This window comes from Koromonas soli, from assembly GCF_059726265.1.
This window is the reverse complement of the sequence record NZ_AP040872.1, coordinates 2,079,495-2,099,666: the sequence shown is the minus strand read 5'-3', so window position 1 is coordinate 2,099,666 and position 20,172 is coordinate 2,079,495. Positions and strand designations below refer to the sequence as shown.

At 55.3% G+C, this 20,172-nt stretch carries 13 protein-coding genes; all 13 read right to left on the bottom strand.

Annotated features, from left to right (window positions below):
• Nucleotides 1-2: 2 nt before the first annotated feature.
• The 13 genes from AC6IY8_RS09140 to AC6IY8_RS09080 all read right to left on the bottom strand — a co-directional run bounded on the left by AC6IY8_RS09140 (nt 3) and on the right by AC6IY8_RS09080 (nt 20,151).
• On the bottom strand, nt 3-455 hold the full coding sequence (locus AC6IY8_RS09140) for a hypothetical protein (protein ID WP_497778485.1): 453 nt from the start codon (nt 453-455) through the stop codon (nt 3-5).
• A gap of 102 nt (nt 456-557) precedes the next feature.
• Nucleotides 558-2,657, bottom strand: a complete 2,100-nt coding sequence (locus tag AC6IY8_RS09135; protein WP_497778484.1) for a hypothetical protein — start codon at nt 2,655-2,657, stop codon at nt 558-560.
• Between the two features lie 803 nt (nt 2,658-3,460).
• The gene (locus tag AC6IY8_RS09130; RefSeq protein ID WP_497778483.1) at nt 3,461-4,465 is read right to left on the bottom strand and encodes a carboxypeptidase-like regulatory domain-containing protein; all 1,005 of its coding nucleotides are present in this window, start codon (nt 4,463-4,465) and stop codon (nt 3,461-3,463) included.
• Between the two features lie 115 nt (nt 4,466-4,580).
• Nucleotides 4,581-5,189, bottom strand: coding sequence for a hypothetical protein (locus tag AC6IY8_RS09125; protein ID WP_497778482.1), 609 nt, complete (start codon nt 5,187-5,189; stop codon nt 4,581-4,583).
• Nucleotides 5,190-5,965: 776 nt separating this feature from the next.
• Nucleotides 5,966-6,313 (bottom strand): AAA-type ATPase lid domain-containing protein, encoded by a 348-nt coding sequence (locus tag AC6IY8_RS09120; protein ID WP_497778481.1) that lies wholly within the window; start codon nt 6,311-6,313, stop codon nt 5,966-5,968.
• A 12-nt stretch (nt 6,314-6,325) separates the two neighbouring features.
• Nucleotides 6,326-8,071 (bottom strand): sigma 54-interacting transcriptional regulator, encoded by a 1,746-nt coding sequence (locus AC6IY8_RS09115; protein WP_497778480.1) that lies wholly within the window; start codon nt 8,069-8,071, stop codon nt 6,326-6,328.
• Nucleotides 8,047-10,557 (bottom strand): glycogen/starch/alpha-glucan phosphorylase, encoded by a 2,511-nt coding sequence (locus tag AC6IY8_RS09110; RefSeq protein WP_497778479.1) that lies wholly within the window; start codon nt 10,555-10,557, stop codon nt 8,047-8,049. The genes AC6IY8_RS09115 and AC6IY8_RS09110 overlap by 25 nt, the downstream gene beginning before the upstream one ends.
• Nucleotides 10,547-11,191 carry a DedA family protein gene (locus AC6IY8_RS09105; protein WP_497778618.1) on the bottom strand — a complete coding sequence of 215 codons (645 nt, stop codon included), beginning with the start codon at nt 11,189-11,191 and terminating at the stop codon, nt 10,547-10,549. Before AC6IY8_RS09105 ends, AC6IY8_RS09110 begins: the two co-directional genes overlap by 11 nt.
• Before the next feature lie 53 nt (nt 11,192-11,244).
• Nucleotides 11,245-14,850: an efflux RND transporter permease subunit gene (locus tag AC6IY8_RS09100; RefSeq protein ID WP_497778478.1), complete on the bottom strand. Its 3,606-nt coding sequence runs from the start codon at nt 14,848-14,850 to the stop codon at nt 11,245-11,247.
• On the bottom strand, nt 14,847-15,971 hold the full coding sequence (locus tag AC6IY8_RS09095) for an efflux RND transporter periplasmic adaptor subunit (protein WP_497778477.1): 1,125 nt from the start codon (nt 15,969-15,971) through the stop codon (nt 14,847-14,849). Before AC6IY8_RS09095 ends, AC6IY8_RS09100 begins: the two co-directional genes overlap by 4 nt.
• Nucleotides 15,971-17,332, bottom strand: a complete 1,362-nt coding sequence (locus tag AC6IY8_RS09090) for a TolC family protein (RefSeq protein WP_497778476.1) — start codon at nt 17,330-17,332, stop codon at nt 15,971-15,973. Before AC6IY8_RS09090 ends, AC6IY8_RS09095 begins: the two co-directional genes overlap by 1 nt.
• A gap of 139 nt (nt 17,333-17,471) precedes the next feature.
• A complete protein-coding gene (locus AC6IY8_RS09085; RefSeq protein ID WP_497778475.1) occupies nt 17,472-17,774 on the bottom strand; it encodes a hypothetical protein in 303 nt (100 codons plus the stop codon).
• Between the two features lie 241 nt (nt 17,775-18,015).
• Complete coding sequence (locus AC6IY8_RS09080) at nt 18,016-20,151, bottom strand: sigma 54-interacting transcriptional regulator (protein WP_497778474.1); 2,136 nt, start codon at nt 20,149-20,151, stop codon at nt 18,016-18,018.
• Nucleotides 20,152-20,172: the final 21 nt, after the last annotated feature.

Below are 20,172 nucleotides of genomic sequence, written 5' to 3'. Positions count from 1 at the left end.
GGTTAGAAGTGACGAAGAAGACGGAAGTGAAGCAACTCTTCAGCCAAAGCAATGACGAGGGTCGCAACCGCTATCAGAAGGTTAAGGCTCTCCATCCTCCGCTGTCGCAGAGAAATCGCGCGTACCCGCCAGTGTGCCTCGGGACGCGCACGTAAACGACGGGCTCGAGCGACGGAAAGAAGGGTTGCTAGGGAGCCAATAACCGCTCCTGCGAGCAACGTGAGTCGCAGCCACGTGATCCGATGGAAATGTTCGAGCGCATATCCGAGGCCAGCCGCGGAACTCAGTGCACTAAGCCCGATTGCAAGACGAACCCCGCTGATCAGCACAAAGGCAGAGCAGATGCTCTGCAACAGAGAGAACGCAAGACTCGAGCCAACGATTACCGACTCAACCTTGAGGTTGTGACTCTCTTTCTTTCTGTCTATGTCTTGAATCTGCATGTTCGGAGACACTTCGCGCCTCTGCCCGATGCGCTGCCAGCTCTAGCTGCTGCTTAGACGACAAGAGGTCTCTTGAGGATTCAAGGCGTGCCGGGAAGGATTCAGATAACGCCCTTAAGGTACGACTACTGTAATCACAACTGGAGATGGGTTTGTCACTGCACCCGATCCCGTTGCTGTTACCGTCACATTGCAAGTCCGTTTCGTAGCAATCTTTGCCGCGCTGGTGCCGCCGCCACCGCAAGCTGTCATGAATCCTGCGACCGCAACTGCCAGCGCGGTCAGCAACACTGCCGACGCCTTCTTTGGCCGCGGTGCGAATGGTACACCCGCCAATAATGCAGTGAATACCATCACCCCGCCACTCTTCCAGGGAAGAAACGGAGCATGGTGTGCCGCGCTCACACCTTGAGCTATCGTCAGCGTCACCGTCTGCACCCCGCCGCGGGTGAGCGTTACTGTACCAGCACTCAAGGTGGCGTTGACGTCCGACGAACTGCTGTTTGCTGTCAGTGTAACTGTCCCCGTAAAGTTCGTCGAAATGAGGGTAAGTATCACCGGGGCATTGCTCCCCGTGCTGATTGCCGTGCTTGTCGTGCTCGGCGAAAGGCCATAAGGTCCACTTGATGGTCCGGCCAGTGCCGAGGTGGCACTCCAATCTCTACCATCTACCGGCAAGTTCCAGAGCTCATTGATTGTCGTGTCCCACACCGCGCTTCCGCCGCGCATCTTGCGGGAGGGTATCGTCCAAGGCTTCGAAGCAACCGACATTTGTACGAGCGGATTCGCGTAATCATCGTCCTGGTAGAAGTAGCTTTCCCAGCTAGATGTTGTGCTTCCGGATAGAGCGACGTTGTTCCCAAGTATCTCTAGGTCGCCTACCGCACTCGCTCCTAATACGAAAACGTAGACGGTGCGGCTGGTGTCCAAATCGTCAAGGATTTGGTTGTATGAAACATTGCCGGTGATCGAACCGGACGACCATAAGAAGATCGGAACCTTGAAATAGGACAAAATGGTCTCATCGAGCGAAGAACCCGCATTGCGAATTGTGTTTCCCGACACATCGAGTCCGGATATTGTTCCTGCTGACACCCTGATCCCTGTGACAGGAGCATTTTCAATAATGTTGTCCTTGATGAGTAGGTGGTCGGCCGCAACTTTGTTAACTGAGTACCAGCCAATTCCATGCGAAATGGGGTCGCCCGTTCTAACCGAGTCCTCAAGGTCAAACAGAATCGAATTGTCATGAATCTTGATGTTGGCGACGGGCAAGTTAGCATTTGGGTCTATTGTGATTCCCCAGGTCGCATGGTAGCTCCCCCAAATTGGACCCTTGAACGCGGTTTGCTTGACTCGGCAGGAATTATTTGCAACCTCCACCCCATCGAGTCCATAGCCGCTCATGTGAGAGCCGTAAGTGCTGGACCACATCTCTACGCACAGTTGACTGCCAGTAATTATGTTTCTGGTCACCGATACGTTGTTCACGTCAGCAGCCCAGATGCCCGCAAGATTCACACCGTTAATGTAGTTCTGGATGACGTTATCGCTGACAGTAGTGTTCGAGCCATGCACTTCAATGGCGGTGTAACCGGCTGGCGATGAAATCGCCGCCGCCGTGAGGGTATTCCCGATGACAGCCACGTTTGCGGCATTCGTGTATACCGACGACATATCGTGAATGACGTGGTTTGGATCATCGCCCATATTAGTAAAGATGTTCTCGGTTATCCTTACATTTTGAACGCCCAGCCCGTTCACAACCACGCTATTTACCGCGCTTGAATTCTTCACAGTGATGTTCTGGATGTTGATATTCTGCCCCCCGGTGATGAATAGTTCATTCCGGGGATGAGCTACAATCTCGTCGAAATTGCGAATTGGGTTGTTGGCAATGTTGCCGTCAATTGTGATCTCCTCGATGTCACAGCCGGTGCAGTCGGGCGATGTCAGGACGTAGTCATACGGTCCGAAGGCGTCTGGCACTTTTAGCGTGCCATGTCCGCGCAGGATCGTGCCGGCCGAAAGCGTCAGTATGTTGGGATTTACTGTGCAGTTCACACCGTCGGGGAAGACGATGCTTGTTCCTGCATTGGCATTGAGCACCGCTTGAATCGCAGCGGTGTTCTCCGATGGGGTGCCGCCGCAAGTTACGGGGACCTGTGCAGCCATAATGGAGGACATCGCCAGGATCAAAGTGCAGACAGTCATCCAACGCCGCCTGCTGATCGCTCCAAAGATTGTTGATGGAAATGCACGGCTCACTGTCATGCCAAACTCATCTGATTCCTTTGGCAACTTACTTCCACGAAATTCGAAGAAACTCAGACGCGGGTGAACCTGCTTTGGCCGTTGCTATGACGGACGCTTCACTAGCAAGTTTCTTTGGGAACATGTGATATGGGCAGCGTAATGGCCATAGGATCATCGTTCAGTGACCGCTGGCACAGAGGCAGGTGATTCCGCTGTCATCTCCGCACTGGATGTTGCGGTATCGCTCTTTCAAGAGGCCATAGGTGACGTTGCCGGTGGACCGCATATGCAGGATTGAGTTCCGAATTGTAAGCAGATGATCACGTCTTTCCATTCGAACACTACCGCGGTTTGCACGACGAGTTCAAGAAGGTCAAGGTCTATAACGCGAACGTAAGAAGCGCCGCCGTAACGTCCCGGCTGTTCTCTCGAGATTGGTTAGCGTGAGGTGGCTATAGTTCTTCAGAGTTGCACACGCTCTGACGCAACAGCCACATCCACCGGGGCCGAGGAACCGAGTACGCGGAACGCAGTCGTGATGCATCCAGAGGGACAGTGTCCCTGTTACAAACGATCACAGGAGGCTCTCTCCGGGAGCTCAAGAATGCCCTAAAGCACGAAGAACAGGTTCTTTGTGACTTCTAGGATGCCATGAGAGCGAACAAGCTGAGAGCCCCGATGTAAACGGCGGCGACACGAATGGAGGTCTCATAAGTTCACGAGTAGCGCAGTTCCGCTTCGCTTTGCATTGGCTTGCGTCATCAATACTTCTGCTTAGCTTTGGATGTAACTCTACCTAGGATAAATTCCTGCGCAAGATGGCTTAACATCCGCTCGCCGGTGCCGATGAGGAAATTTCCAAACACCATCCCCGCACCGCGATTCGACGCCGGATAGTACGCATTCGCAAGCGAAGCCGTGGCCAGATCGCCACCTAAGCTCGAATAATTTGGCTGCAAATGGCCGTTGTCTCCCCTGCAAATGAATGGGCTGGAGAGTGCGTGGAGCACTCGCGACTTATTTGTCCCCGTGCCCTGGTAAAAATAGCGCGGGTCCTGATGCAGCAGCGACGGCAGGATGGCGCCGCCAATCATGATATTGGCAAAGCCGTCTGAGGCGCCCGCGCCCAGGCGCTGACCGTAGCCCTTCGCACCCTGAACATAGTTGGGAATGTTTGCAGCCTGCTGTATTCCGGCAAAGCCAGCTACGCCGGCGAAAGTGATTGGATCTGTAGAGACTTTCAACGCGAGTTTGAATTTCAGCTTCGTCGTGAGTGGCTCGGCGTTTTGATCATAAACAACATAAAAATTAGGGACGATACCAAACACGCGCTGTTGCTCCTCGACCTTGACCTGCTCGGTGGCAACCTCCACGGATGAGTAATGCACATCTACCGTGGTCAGTTCCTCTGCGACCCGCAGTTTAATGTCCGTGAGGATCAGGCACTGGCCTGGCTTGAGGATAATGACTGGCGACGTCCAGTTTGCAAATCCTTGGGCACTGATCGTTAATTGATAGGGTGTCCCGGCCTCAAGTTCCGTAAGTTCAAAAAATCCAATATTGTTCGCCGCAACCATACGCTGGCCCTCTGTTTCGACGACCGCGAGAACGACTGTAGCGCCAGGGATGGCGCCGCCGTTCACATCGATTGCTGTGCCAAGGATAATTCCCTTTTGCGGCTCGGGGGTATCTACCTGTTGGCCAATCGCAGCAGTTGCAACTGACAGACACGCTATCAAAATGCAAAGCAATCTCTCAGCGAGCACTGTTAGAGAATTGCTTCTTCGCGAATCGGTACGACTTTGAGAGTTATTCTGATCCGATCGCCTGACACAGAGCGAGTTCACGTTTCCCCCCCGGCGCAGCGTTTCTCAAAAACGATTACAGTTTCTGTAAAGACGGAGTTAAGTAACGCGCGAACATTGACTCGCGCTCGTGGAATTGCGATACCGTCCCGCGCGCAAGCCAGCCGATGGCATAGCAGTACGAGGCCAGAACCGCCGAACGTGGCACGCTCAACTTCAATGCACAATCCTGAACCGCCGCGTGTTGGACCCCCCGGAGAATCAGCACGGTCCTGGAGAGTGGGTCCAGATGCGCCGCCAATGTCATCGCAGGCCAACACTGCAGTGCTGAAGTCTCAGCACTCGATAGAACCTCGTGTCCTCTGTGAGAACAACGAACATGCTGATACCTTTCCTCCGCCGTGCGCCAGATTTCCGCTCTCACATGGCCGAGGGAATCGCGGACGGTCGCGTTGCGCGCCCACTGTGCAAGCCAATCGCGAAAGACTGTCGAGTGGCTCTCGCTGAGTCTGGTTGCGTTGACGACGCAGTCAGACGCCACGTCGGCATCCCCAGTAATTACCTCGGCGAGCCAGAGCAGCTCTTCGTTCAGCGACTCAAATGTCTCTCGAACTTCGGCGACGGATGCGAATCGAGGATCTCTTGGATAAATCTGCCGGACATTGTTCTTGTTGAACCAAAACATGATGATCACACTCCATTCATTAAGCGGCGCCGGACAATTTCCAGTGTGCCCGGCGCCTACCTGGGGCCACCCCATCGCAAAGACAGAAACGCATTCTCGAAGGTAGTGTGCCTGCCGCATATCTCCCCACTGAGTTCGCGGAACTTCGGGATGATGCGGCAGGCTGGTTTGTCTCTTCGGGTGCGCCATTGCTGTAATAGCAGCCTCACGGTGGAGTCCTTTACATCGACAAAGCCCTGGGGGTGACTGCGGCTTGTCGTCTTCTGTATAGGCAAGGGAGGTGCCAAACTACAAAAAGAGCGCCCTACAGTAAAACGACTGAATCTGTTGGGATTTCAGGAGGTGAGGCGGTTGTCATTCTGAAGTGTGTCGAACATTGAGATGTGGGTTTCGACTAATGTCGAAACACTTCGACAGCCACTCGACTTCCTACTCTACTAATCACATGAGCTCCTGGTGCGTTCGAGGGGCGTGCGCCAGCTTAGAACGGCGGTTTCTGAATTGCCGTGATTGCATTGCTCTGGCCGCCGTCGCGAGCGCTGTAGGTAAGCAACTGAAAAGCTGGAGGTGAGAGGGGGCCATAGTCAAGGTTATCGTGGCGAGAAGGCGTGTTTTGTAAGCATTCTTTGGGATCGTGATCGTCGATAGCTTCACGACGGATCGACTTGGCTCGCTAAGAGAAACGGCATAGAGAGTCATCGCGGATTGGCTGGCAATTTTCTTGAGTTCTGTGATCGCAAGCTCGTATGGATCTGCTCCTGCGACTCTTCGGCTCCCTATGACAGTCGTCGCGCGTCGATTCCGAGCTTCTTCATTCGGGAAATCAGAGTTGTACGAGGTAATCCCAATCTCTCGGCTGCGCCATGGGGTCCAGCAACGCGTCCGTTAGTTCCCTTGAGAATTCTCAGGATCTCCTCTCGCTCACCTGACTCGCGGGTACCAGCGAGAGGTACCGCCCTTTTGCTGTGGGTTAGCTCGTCCAACGGAACCTGAAGGGTCGTGCCACGTGTCAGGATCACTGAGCGTTCAATAAAGTTCTCCAGCTCCCGAATGTTTCCCGGCCAATGCCAGGCAACGAGCTTCTTCATTGTGGATGCGGGAATCGTCTGGATATCCTTACTCATGCGACGCCCGTATCACTGCGTGAAGCTGCGTACCAGGAGCGGTATGTCTTCCGGACGCTCGCGTAGTGGCGGGATACGGATAGGAAACACGTTCAGCCTGTAATACAAATCACTGCGGAATTCCCGGTCCTCGGTCATTTTTTCCAGATCGCGATTGGTGGCGGCGACCAAGCGAACGTCGACCTTCTTCGTTCGAGTACTTCCTAAGCGTTCAAATTCCCGCTCTTGCAAGGCGCGGAGCAGCTTTGGCTGGATCTCGGGGGGAACATCTCCAACCTCGTCGAGAAACAGTGTGCTGTGATCGGCCAGCTCGAGCCGTCCGATCTTCTGAGAAATCGCGCCGGTGAAGGCGCCCTTCTCGTGACCGAAGAGCTCGCTCTCCAGCAGGCCGGTGGGGATGGCCGCGCAGTTCAAACGCACCAGCGTGTGGTCCTTGCGTCGGCTATGATCATGGATGGTACGTGCAATCAGTTCCTTGCCTGTCCCTGTTTCGCCTAAAAGCAGAACAGTGGAGTCGCTGGGCGCGACGGTCTCAGCCAGCTGCAAAACGTGCCGGAGCGCCGCGCTGCGCCCAACAATTCCTTCAAAATCAGCTTCGCTGCGGATCTCATCTTCTAGATAAAGCTTTTCCTGTGCGAGTTTGTCCTTGAGCTCAGAGATCTCGCCATAGGCAATTGCATTTTCAACTGCGATGGCAATTTGCCCTGCCACTTGAATGAGAAAACCCGCATCGTCGTTGCTAAACGAGTCTTCGTTTGTGCGTCCGAGGCACAAGAGACCGAGCGCACGTCCACGGCTAACCAGTGGAGCTAGACAAGTGGACTTGATTCCCTCGCCAACGATTTTCTTGTAGGCTTCGGAGCTATACGCAACCGGGTCGTGCCTGTTCTGAATCACCGGCTTGAGCTTCTCAAGAGCCATTGCAGTCGGTCCCTCACCAGGTAAAATCAACAGTTCCTCGCGAAGTAATCCTTTGCTCTCGGGGAAGTCGAGGGCATAAAGACGGAGCTTTTCTCCCTCCGAGTCGAGCAGCGAAATGCCTACGCCGTCACAAGCCATGACTTGGCGAATGCTCGCGGAGATTTCCCGTAGCAGTTCACGCAGGTCGAGGTTGGAAGTAATACGATTTGTGAGATCAAGAAGCAGTCTGAGGCGCGCATTCTTGTCTTCTAGGTCCGACTGCGTCCTGCGCAATATTGCAGCGTCAAGGACATTCGCGATGATTAGCGCCAAGCTGTCGGCCAGCACCGAGAGGAACCGGAGGTCTTCTGCGGTATACAAACGGGGTTGGAGGCTGGCAATACCAAATACTCCCAAGCGCTGCTGAGGTGTGGTAAGAGGCAGGCGGCAGAAAGAGCGAACCTCACTTCCATGTGCTCTCAGTGCGTCTCTGACACATGGAAAGCGAGCGTCGTCGTTCCAGTCAGCGATGATCAGCGGTTGCTGATTTTGGTAAACCCACCAGGTCGCCGTCTCCTCGCTTACGATGTCCTGTGCGGGGCTTTGGCCCGTTTCAGTTACCTGCCAGAGGACTTCGCTGGAACCATCCTTATAGACGAGAGCATCAAGGAAATCAAAATCAAAAACGCGACGGAGTTCACCGGCCAAGTCGCGCGCCAGCTCTTCTGGCGTGCGAGAGGCCAAGGAACCAGCCAAACGAGCCAAGACCTCGTACCGCCTGGCATCATTACCTAAATCGATTTGTGAATCTATGCCAATAAAAGAACCCGTGGTTATGCCCTCTCTGGCACTGGACATGGTTGCACGTTCCAAATGTCGGCGGCGTATTCGGCGATAGTGCGGTCGCTGGAGAACTTTCCCGAGCCAGCCACGTTCAAGATGGCCTTGCGCGCCCACTCGTCCGGGTCGGCATACAACGCGCGCAGCCGCCCGTCTGCCTCAAGGTATGACTTCAGGTCCGCCAGGTGCATATAGTTATCACCGTGCGTTAGCAACATGTCGCGCAACGGGGCAAATGCGCCTGGTTCGTTGGTACTGAAATAGTCGGAGAATATCAAATCCAAGGCCTTGCGGGTCTCGGGCTCATGTTTGTAATGCCAGTGCGGGTTGTACCACCCGCGACTGCTGGTCACCTGCTCCGCTGTTAGGCCGAAGAGGAAGAAGTTTTCCTCGCCCGCCTCCGCGGCCATTTCAATCGTCGCTCCGTCACGTGTGCCAATTGTCAGCGCGCCGTTCATCATAAATTTCATGTTGCTTGTACCGCTGGCTTCGTAGCCTGCCGTCGAAATTTGGTTCGAGACGTCGCTGGCGGGAATCAGGTGCTCTGCGACTGAGACACAGTAGTCGGGGAGGAATACCACTTTAAGCCGCCCATGCACTACGGGGTCGCCATCGATGGTGCCAGCCAGATTGTTGATGAATTTGATAATCACTTTGGCGAGCTGGTAGGCAGGGGCAGCCTTGCCGGCGAAGATGAACGTCCTGGGATGGATGTCCAGTCCGGGGTTCTCGCGTAACCGATTGTAGAGCACTACAATCCTAAGCGCGTTCAAGAGCTGACGTTTGTACTCGTGGATGCGTTTAACTTGGCAATCGAAGATCGTATCCGGATCAAGGATCTGCCCCGTCGACCACCTGAACCAATCGCAAAATTGGCGCTTGGCGTCTCGCTTCGTCTTCCTGAATTCGTCACGAAACGCGCTATCGGCGGTGAACTCATTCAGCTTGCTTAATTGACTCAAGTCACGGATCCAGTCGTCTCCGATCGCGTCAGTGATCAGTCTGGAAAGCTCCGGATTGGACAGTAGCAGCCAGCGCCTGGGCGTAACTCCGTTCGTCTTGTTGTTGAAGCGTTCAGGAAAGATCTCTGCCATGGCTTTTAGCGTTGTCTCACGCAGAAGTTTCGAGTGGATCTCAGCCACTCCATTGGTGCTGTGGGAGCCAACGACGGCCAGATTGGCCATGCGTACCTTCTTGTTGCCGGATCCCTCTTCGATAATGCTCACGCGCTCCATGCGGTTTTCATCTATTGGGAACCAACGACGAACATCGCCGAGAAAACGGCGATTGATTTCGTAAATGATTTCGAGCTGTCTGGGCAGCATGTCTTGAAACCACTCCACCGGCCACTTTTCGAGCGCTTCGGGTAGCAAGGTGTGATTCGTATACGCTAGCGTTTTCTGTGTGATATGCCAGGCTTCGTCCCAACCAATGTGCACCTGGTCAACCAGGATTCGCATGAGCTCCGGCACTGCCAGAGCCGGGTGTGTATCGTTCATCTGAATCGCCACTTTGTCTGCAAACAAACGCCAATCCGAGTTGTCGCGTTGGAACCGGCGCACCGCATCCGCGAGCGAACAGGCAACCAGGAAGTACTCCTGCATAAGTCGCAGCCCTTGCCCCATGACTCTTGAATCATCGGGATAAAGGACTCGCGTTAGCGTTTCAGCCGAGAGGATCTGAGTGAAGGCCTCTACAAAATCGCCGTGAGAGAACTCTTCAAAGTTGAAGTAGTCCGGCGTGGCCGCGGCCCAGAGACGGAGCGTATTGATCGTTGACCCGCCGTATCCGATCACTGGGCGGTCAAATGGGATACCAATCAGCGTCGATGGACGCCCCGGTACCGGACGCACACTGCCTTCCCTAAGCTCGAACGAGCACCCCAAACTGAGTTCCACCTTCGGGCGAGCGACTTCCCACGGGTCGGGAGAACGGAGCCAATTGTCCGGCACCTCTTGTTGCCATCCGTTCCTAATCAATTGCCGGAACATGCCGTACTCATATCGCAGTCCATAACCCATCGCCGGGAGTTGCATCGTCGCGGTGGATTCAATGAAGCAGGCTGCCAAACGTCCAAGCCCGCCATTGCCCAGGCCCGCATCGGGTTCCTGCTCCAATATCTCCAGGAGGTCGAGTTTCTTATCCTTGATGACCTGGTTCGCCAGCGGAGCGAGCAGAAGATTCGTAACGTTATTTGCGAGCGAGCGGCCGATGAGGAACTCCATCGAGAGGTAATAGAGCCGCTTAGGATTTTGCTGTTCGTAGGTTTTCTCTGTTAATAGCCATCGCTGAGATAGAATGTCGCGCACTGACCGGGCAAGCGCCTCGAACCTGTCGCGCGCCGTTGCCCCGGCCAGGTTGACGCTATTGTCAAACAGCAGGTGCCGTTCATAGAGTGCTTCTTGCGTTCCGGCGAACCGTACTGGACCGCATCCGTATTGAGTGTTCATGAGCCTGACGGCATCCGACACTGTCTGCCGTTTCGCTTCAGTCTTAGTGATCATGGTCGAGTCCTCGAACGATGCTGCAAGGATTGGCGACGGAGGCTCCACATCTCACTGGATCAGCTGGGGTGATGCGCAAACATCGAGAGTCGCGCAACCGGCGATGCCACCGAACCAGCCTGCGCGTGGCGCAGTAAATGCACAGTCCAGCAAACGCAAGAGCTGCCAGAACTTTTCCCGCCCTGGAAGCATAACTAGCCGCGCGGTTCAGGTCATGGCTGAAAACATAACCGAGTCCGGCATACGCACCTGAATAGAGGCCCGCTCCAGCTGCTTCTAAGGCAAGAAAACGGAGTCGCCTGGTGCGGGTTATCCCAGCCATGGGAGGCACCACGGCGTCCAATCCCGGGACGAACTTGCAAAGCAAGAGCAGTTGAGGCCCATACCGAGCGAAGGTCTCTTTTGCTCTGCGATCGTGGGCGTCAGGGTCTCGCGCGATACGATGGATGAAGTGCAAGACCCTGGCACCCTGCCGCCGACCCGCCTCGTACCACACCCAGTCAGCCAGCACACATGCAAGGACAGCCAGGAAGAGCGCGGGCGCGAAGCCTAGGTTCCCGTTCCTTGCGAGCGCCCCAGCAGCAATCAAGAATAGAGGTCCTGGTAAGGGGAACCCTATCTGATGCGCGAACATCGCAGCGAACAGGACTGAGAAGCCGTGCTTCAGAACGAATTGGACGATAGTATTCATGAATTCACATCACTCGCCGAGCCCAAGACTTGCAGAGTTGTCGCAGACTCGGCTGCCGGAGCGACGGTTTCCCATTTGATCAGCTTCAAGTCCAACACGAAGATCGAATAGAGCACCGGCACAAGTATGAGAGTGACGAAGGTCGCGATGGTCAGACCGCCAATCTGCGCGTAGCAGAGCGGCTCCCAGAGCGGACCGCCGTGCATGGCCAGCGGCACGAGTCCCAGCACGGTCGCGCCGACAGTGATCATCACGGGGCGCAAGCGCACGATACCCGCATCGAGTAACGCTTCGCGCAATGGCTCTCCCCGTTCATGCGCTTCTTCGATGAAGTCGAACAGCACGATTACGTGGCTGACGATCACGCCCACCAGACTCGCAACTCCAAGAAACGCCATGAAACCGAAGGGCTGCCCCATGATTGCCAATGCCGCGAACGCGCCCGTCATTCCATAGGGGATCGCCGCGAACACTAGCAGAGGCTTGATCGCGTTCCTGAACTGGAGCACCAGCGCGATGTAGATGAGCAACACGGAAATAGCCATTACCAAGCTGAGTTGCTTGAAGCCCTTCTGCTGCTCGTCGTATTCGCCTCCGATCTCGAGGAAATAGCCAGGCGGCAGTTGCTTTTGGAATTCCTGGATTTTTGGCAACAAGGGGGTAAGCACCTGTGATGGCAACACCCCTGGGATCGGGAACGCCGATACCGTAACCGTACGGAATTGGTTGCGGCGCTTGATCTTTGGTATCGACATGTCAGTAGTGACCTGCGACACCTGCCGCAAAGGCACGCGCTGGTTGCTGGTATTGGAGTACACGTATGTGTTTTGAACGTCAGACAGTCCCGCACGTTCCTCCATGCGCAAGCGAACGGCGATAGGAATTTGCTTGTCGCCTTCCCGGTAGTTTGATACCGGTACTCCGGTCATCGCCGCCGCGGAAGAGAGTGCAACGTCGAGATTCGTCACCCCGGAGAGATTTGCACGATCGGGATCAACCTTCAGCCGGACGTTCACCGCCGGTTCACCCCAGTCGTCGCGTACACGCGTCGCATTCGACTGGGCACGGAAAAGAGTCTGAAGTTCGGTGGAGAGCCGATGCAACACCTCTGTGTCGGCGCCGGAAATCCGGACTGACACAGGAATGCCAACTGGTTTTCCAGTCTCCAGTTGCCGTACGTCGATCCGGGCTCCAGGGACTTCCCGGCTCAGAGCCGTCTGCAGGGGGCCGACAAATTTGTTGGTAAAGTGCTTGTCGGAAACTTCGACGATGATCTGCGCGTAGTTGAGCTGTTGTTGCTCAGGCTCGACGGAGAACCAGAACCTCGGACCACCACCACCGACAAACGTGGTGAGTGATTTCAAAACATCTTTTTGATGATGTTCGTTCCCGAACCGTTCTGCTTCCTGCCGGATGACCGACTCTGCCTGCTCGGTAATCGTGTTTGTTGCGCCGAGCGGTGCGTCCGGCGGTAGCCAGACATCGACATACGACAAATACGAGAGATCCTTGGGGAAGAACTGCGGCACAAGCATCTTGAAGAACACTCCACCAAGCACCAGCACAATGAGGGAGCTTCCAAACACGCCCCAGCGGTGTCTTAGCGCGAAGTCACCTACTTTGTAGTAGAGACCCGGAAAGCCATGTGTGCGCCGCTCCGACATGGGAGGCTCCACATGTTTCGGCGGCTTGATCAGGTAGTAGGCGATCAACGGAATAAACGTGAACGACACGATGACAGACGCGACCAACGTGCAGGTCATCACGACCGGAAGGCTGTAGAGGAAGAAATAAGTGTCGCCGGTCAGCATCAGGAACGGCAAGTAGGCGACGATGTTGGTGATGGTCGCGAATATGATCGCCTTGGCTAGTTTGGTGGGCCCTAGCCAGGAGGCTAGATCGCGCAGGGAACCGGAGCCCAACTCGCGCTTGATCGCGTCGCCGGCAACTACGGGCATGTCGACCAGCAATCCGAGTGCGATGATCAGCGTCGCGATCGAGACCTGTTGAATATCGACGTTCAGAACGTGAATGATCCCGAAGGTCATCGCCAGCGTCAACGGGATGGAAGCAGCCATCAGCATCGCCGCACGCCAATCCCAAAAACCAACCAGTGCGACGATGACGACGAGGGCGATAGCCTCATAGAGGCTGCCCATCAACAGACTGACAAGTTCATGCACTTGCTTGGGCTGGTCGGAAGTCCGCGAAACAATCAGGTCAGCAGGCAATTGCGGACGTACGGTTGCAAGCGCCTTATCGACTGCTTCACCGAATTTGAAGATCTGCTCGCCCGAGCGCATCTGTACAGCCAGGGTGATGGCACGGTTGCGATGCCAATTGCCCTTCGCATCGCGAGTGTCCATGTAATTCAGGTATCTCTTTGGCGACTGGTAATCACGCGAGGTATCCACAAGGTCGCGCAGATACACAGGGACGCCAGTTGATGATGTTCCGACGAGTACGTTGCCAATCTCTTTCGCGCTTTTGAATTCGGCGGTCGAGTCAATCAGCACATTTCTTGATTGGGTCTGGACGACTCCGCCGGGAGCAGTGACATTCCGCGCGTTCAGGATGTCTTTGATCTTCGTCGGCTGCAACTTGAAGGCCGCAAGCCGAGCGTCGGAGTACTCCAGGTAAATTTGTTCCGGCAGAACTCCCGCGCGCTGCACCTTTGCTACCTCTGGCACACGTTGCAGGGTGCGTTGGATCAGATCGGTGTAGTCATCAAGCTGGCGATATGAATACCGGTCGCTGGCGGCTTCCGCGATGCGTTCTTTTGCCGATTGGGGATCGCGAATGATGATCGGACCCCATGCGTCTGGATGGAGGTCATACTCTCGTAGCCGCTTCTCTACAAACTGTTGTCCGTAGGCTTGAATCTCATTGTCTGACTTCGATGTTGCAAAATCGATTCCGGAACAGCTTCCCACAGATAACGGACGAACATCCCGCCCGATACCATCCCGCTGCAGCTGTGTGCCGAATACTGCAAAGGGGCGCTCAACGACGGCGTGCGAAACAGATTCTGGATAACAGTAGAGGGCTGTCACCCGTCCCTGCGCCTCTCCTGAGCGCGCCTTCTCGATTGCGTCTCGCACACCACGGGCGCGCAACTCGATTTCCAGATCCGGAACGGGCGGGCTGGCTACGGTCAGCATCAACGCCGCCGTGTCGCCGAAGTCACTGATCCAGGTGATCGGTCCTGCGCCGTCGGGAAGATCGTTGATTTGGGAGAGCCGGTGCCCGATGTCCTGGAATTCCTGTTGTGTGTTCTGGATATTATCAAGCAGGCGAACCGTCACGACGGAGACATTGTCCTGCGTCGTGGATTCCACGCGATCCACTTTGCTGTTGCCTGCGGCAGCTTGCTCGATCTTTCGCGTTACTAACTGCTCCACCTTGTCTGCGGAGATACCCGGCCATGGGCAGATGGCAAGGGCAACACGCACGGGGATGTCAGGGTCTTTACGTTTGGGCATGTTCATGTACCCGAAGACACCCCAGACCAACGTGACAATCAAAGCGACCCACGCGATCTGACGGTTATGCGTGAAGAATCGTGCCAGATTCCGGCTGTTGTTAACGTTTCCCGATTTCACTGAACTACCTCCACCCGTTGGCCGTCCTTCAGTAAATTGGCGCCGGTAGTGATGATCCGCTCGCCTGCACTCAACCCACTTACCACCATCACGTCGGTCCCATTTACAGAGCCGATTTCTACACTGTGAAGACTCGCTACGTCTCCGGCGGCCGATTGTGAGATCAAAAACACGCCATATTTGCCAGCATTCGCCTGCACAATAGCAGAAAGCGGAATTAACAGAACCGGAGCATGTTTTTCGCTCGCCTCTAAGCTGTGCGCCAGTTGCAATGAGCCGATCATGCCCACCTTGAGCAGGTGCTCGCGGTTTGGTATGGCAACTTCGACGTCGAAGTTGCGCGTCGTGGAATCTGCTGCCGATGAGATCCTGCTGATTCGTGCATGAAAGGGGCGCGATGGGAACGCGTCGATAGCGACATCAACTGGCCGGCCGACTTTGATGGACCGCACAACCGTATCAGGCACGCCGACCACGATCTTCACTACATCGGTGTTGGCGAGTGCGAATGCCGGCGATCCCGGTCCTACGAAGGACCCGAGTTCCACGGACTTCTTCACAATGTCGCCGGAGAACGGCGCGATGATCGTGGTATCGCGCAAGGAAACCTCAGCCTCCGCCGTCTGCGCCTGGGCAGCTCGCAATTGTGCCTGTGTCCCATCGTGTTGCGCGCGCGCCGCCTCAAACTCGGGCTTCGTCAGGCTCTGAGCCTCGTAGAGGCGCGAGGCACGATCGAAGTCAAGCTGCGCCTTCATGGCCGCGGCTCTCGCGGCCTCTACCTGCGACGACGCCTCGTGTACCTTGTATTCATACTCGGTCGCGCGGATATGGGCGAGAACGGCCCCTTTGGTCACGCTGTCGCCTTCCGCGATATCGCGAATACCGCTTTCAGCGCGCACCTGCTTAAGCGAAGTAACGTATCCGGGGATACGAAACGCCATCGGAACCTGCGCAAAAGGTGTTACCACTGCCGAGAACCGCAGGCCGTCGCTAACGTTCGAAGCAGCCTGGATTGTCTGGACGTGAACGCCCTGCGCTGGTTGCTCGAGCGGCTTATTGGAATGACAGCCAACCATTAACAGCAGCGCCGCCACTACTATTGCAAAAGTCTTTTTCATCATTACTCTTCCCCCAAAGCGCGGCGAAGATCCGCCAGAGCGCCCCAATACGATGAGAGTGCCTGTTGATACTGGTAATCCGCTTCCGATGTGCGAGCTTGTGCCTCAAGCAGGTCTTTAATGAGCGCTGCCTGTTCCTTGTACTTGGTGCTCACCTCTCGCAGCCGCTCTGTATTCGCCTCGTGCTGCGTTCGTCTCACCTTAAGAAGCAGAGCAGCCTCATGCCACTTGCGATACTTCATCCCGACTTCGACCGCGATCTGCGACTGGATTTCCGCGGCGCCATTGCGAGCCTGTTCCACGGTCTTAGTCTTTTCGGATACCGCGTTGTGCTTACGGCCCCAATCGAACGGTTCCCAACTGAGGAAGAAACCTGCGACACCAACGTTTCCCGGAATGAATTCTGTGTTGTTGAATCCGAGGTAACGAACCGAAACGCTCAGATCGGGTAGGTATTCAGCCTTTGCAATGCGACGGTCGTACTCGGCTTGCTTCTGTTTAAGCTGAGCCTGTCGGATTTCAGGCCGGCTCCTCTCTGCGCGCTCTCGTGCCACCTGCAACGTAAGGTCCGCTGCTTCAGTTTCGGGCATGGAATCAACCCGGAAAGATGTCGTCAGATCGCGGCCTAGTAGTTGGTTCAAGTGTTCGCGCTGAGTCGCAAGGCCGTTCTCCGCTACCGACAAGTCATAGTCAGCCTTCGCCAGTCGCGCGTCGATCTCCAAGGCATCGGCCCGCAGTACGGTTTGCTCCAGTTGGTACTTGGAGGTGACGCGCTGTGCTTCTTCCAGCGTTCTTACAGCCTCGCGCGTCGCATCGACCCCCGCCTGCGTCGAGACAAGATTGAAGTACGCGTTTCGGACCTCGGCAGCGATCTTCTGACGCTCCGCGCGAACATCTTCCTTCGCAATGTCACGTGCAAGTTCGGTCGCGCGAATGCCAAGGTGAATCTTGTACTGTTGCGAAACAGGTTGATCGATTGCCGCCGTGGCGTCTGTCGTGAATCGCGCTGGATTATGGATTTTCCCCTCCCTCGACGGTATCGGACCCGTAGCTGGGTAGGTGCCAAACGTACCGGCGGGAATCGTATAGTCGAAGGAATGTAACAATTCGCCACTCAATACTCCGACCTGGAACTGAGGCAGGCGCCGGGTTTTCGCCGTGCTCACCCGGAAATCGAACTTGCGCGCTTCCAGCGCAGAGTTCTTTACCAGACGGTTGTTCTCTAAGGCGATGGAGACAGCATTGTCCAGAGTGAGCAGTGGAGTTTGCGTATTGTCGGTCGTCTGTTGCCGTTGACCCAGCAATGTGGACGGCCATACAACCGCGAATGCGAAGAGAATCAGAAATAGGTAGTTGAACTTCATCGTGTTACCCCGCTGATGCATACCTTGTCCCCATGCCGTCTCAACATCATGGTCAGGATCTTGTCTGTGCCTCGCTCCGTCGATCCTTCGGCACCTTCGTATTTGTTTGCTTTGCTGTTTGCGACCCCTTTGAAGAACGTCATCCCTCTGCCTCCCGAAAAGGCTTCCTCGTTCGACGAGCGAGTTCCCTCAACACCTGCTTCGCGAATACGCCGCAGCTACGGAACTTCATTCCTTCGTTCATCAGGGCAATCAGTGCGTTTTCGCCTTCATGGGTGATGGCCGTCAGGTTCTTCAACTCAACAACAAGCTCACGCCCGTCCAAGCCCTCTCGGGCGCTGTAGCATGCGCTCACAAGTTCGGCCGACCACGGCGCGATGAGCATGCCTTCCACGAGCAACCGCCGTTCTTTACGAACCTCAACGATCGAAATTCTCAACATGCGTCTTTTCCTCTACGCGCGTGATAAGAAATGCAAGGCACATGCCAAACATGTAGGGGCCGTAACTTGATGAATTTTCAGGGTGGTGTCGAAAGTAGCGGTGTGGAGAGTCGAAACTGTCGAAGGCAGCTTCAACAGCTATGCGGAGTAGAGATCGTCGGGAGGAGTGAACCAACTCCCGTTATGAAGCGACCGAGACATTAACGCGGAGGCTGCAGCAGAGGACGCGCATCCTCCCGCTTCAGGCGTACTTCCGCGGGTCGATGCCGAGCTTCTTCATGCGGGAGATGAGAGTGCTGCGGTTGATGCCCATGCGAACGGCAGCCCCGTCGGCGCCACCAACCCGGCCCTTGCATTCCGTAAGTGCACCCACAATTTCTTCGCGCTGTTTGCTTGCATATTCGTCGGTAAGATCTTTCTTGCCGTCCAGAGCACTAATCGTTTCTTTCACGATTCTTGCAATCTCGACATGCATGGGCGCCACGTTCTGCACAGGTTCCTCTGCTCTTGATTTTCGAAGTTCGCCAAGCGGCGCATCGAGGGCCTTGCCACGTGTAAGAATCACGGCACGCTCGATGAAATTCTCCAGTTCCCGGATATTTCCTGGCCACTCCCAAGCGGTCAGCCCTTTCATTACAGCCGTAGGAATCGTCTCTATATTCCTTTGCATTTGCTTCGCAAACTTCTGGACGAAGTAGCTAACCAGCAGGGGGATATCTTCTTTACGTTCCCGAAGTGGAGGAATCCGGATGGGAAAAACATTCAGGCGATAGAACAGGTCACTGCGGAACTCGCGATTAGCGATCATCTCTTCCAAATCACGGTTAGTCGCCGCGATTAGCCGAACGTTTACCTTACGAGTGTGGGTACTGCCCAGACGTTCGAATTCCCGCTCCTGCAACGCACGCAACAGCTTCGGCTGAATCTCAGTAGGAATGTCGCCAACTTCGTCCAAGAACAGCGTCCCCTGATCTGCCAGTTCCATTCGCCCAACCTTTTGACTGATTGCGCCGGTGAACGCACCTTTTTCGTGTCCGAACAATTCGCTCTCAAGCAGGCCCGTAGGAATGGCAGCGCAATTCAGCTTTACAAACGTTCGGTCCTTGCGCCGGCTGCGGTCGTGAATCGCTCGGGCGATTAACTCTTTCCCGGTTCCGGTCTCGCCCAAAAGCAGAACCGTGGAATCGCTTGGGGCGACGGTCTCAACCAGTTCCAGAGCGTGGCTTAGCGCGGGACTGCTCCCTACGATCTGCTCAAAATACATCCCGCTGCGAATTTCTTCTTCCAGATATATCTTCTCTTGCGCGAGTTTGTCTTTCAATTCGGAGATCTCGCCGTAAGCCAACGCGTTTTCGATGGCAATCGCTATCTGCCCGGCGGCCTGACTGAGAATTTCGACATCCTCAGGCGTGAAGGAACCCTCGCTCACCCGTGCAAGCGCTAGGGTCCCGAGCGCGCGGCCATGATTCACTAGCGGAATGACACAGAAATTCTGTACGCCCTCAGCAATAGCTAATTCGTAGTATTTCCAACCTGGGTCAGGTGCATCGGCGATGGTTCCGATCACTGGTTTCAACGTCTCAAGGGCCCGCTTTCCGGGATCGTTTGGACCCGGGGACACAAGCAGTTCTTCGTTAACATGGCCCTTGCCGCCAGGAAAATCCAGTGCATAAACCCTAAACGTTCCTGCTTCCTTTCCAGCCAAAGAAATGACTGCAACGTCACAGTCCATGACTTCTCGAATGTTGGCGGAAATGGCACGCAGGAGTTCGCGGAGTTTGAGGTTCGAGGTGATTCGACTCGTTAAGTTCAGGAGCAACTGAAGCCTCTCGCTTTGTTGTTGCGCCCGCCTGAGATTAAGGCTGTCATCAATCGCGAAGGCAACGACACGTGCGATAAGCTGCAAGAATGCCACGTCATCAGTGCTGTAGGTGGTACCTGGGGCGCTGGTGATACCTAACGCACCCAATCGGCGGTGTGGCGTCGTCAGGGGAACGCGTATCACTGAGCCGATAGTTCCTGCATCCCCGCCCAATGCGGCGCCCAGTTCCTTCAGCCGGGAAAAACGTTCGTCTTTGCTCCAATCCCAGATATGGAGGGGTTCCTGGCTGTTGTACACGTTCCATTCCGGCATTTCTTCCAGTGGCAGACCCGCGAAAGGCAATGGACCTTTGCCCCACGCGTGCCATTCGACTTCAGTGGACTCCTCCTTGAAGATGACTACATCGAGATGGTCGAAGGAAAGAAGATCAATCAGCTGATCGGCCAGAATTGCCGCCAATTCCTGTGGATCCTTACACGCAGAAATCGCCTCGCTGATGCGAAGCACTGCTGCGTACCGCGAACTGTTTTCCTGCCGATGGACATCTCCGTTCATATCGTTCTTCTTGGAAAGTCG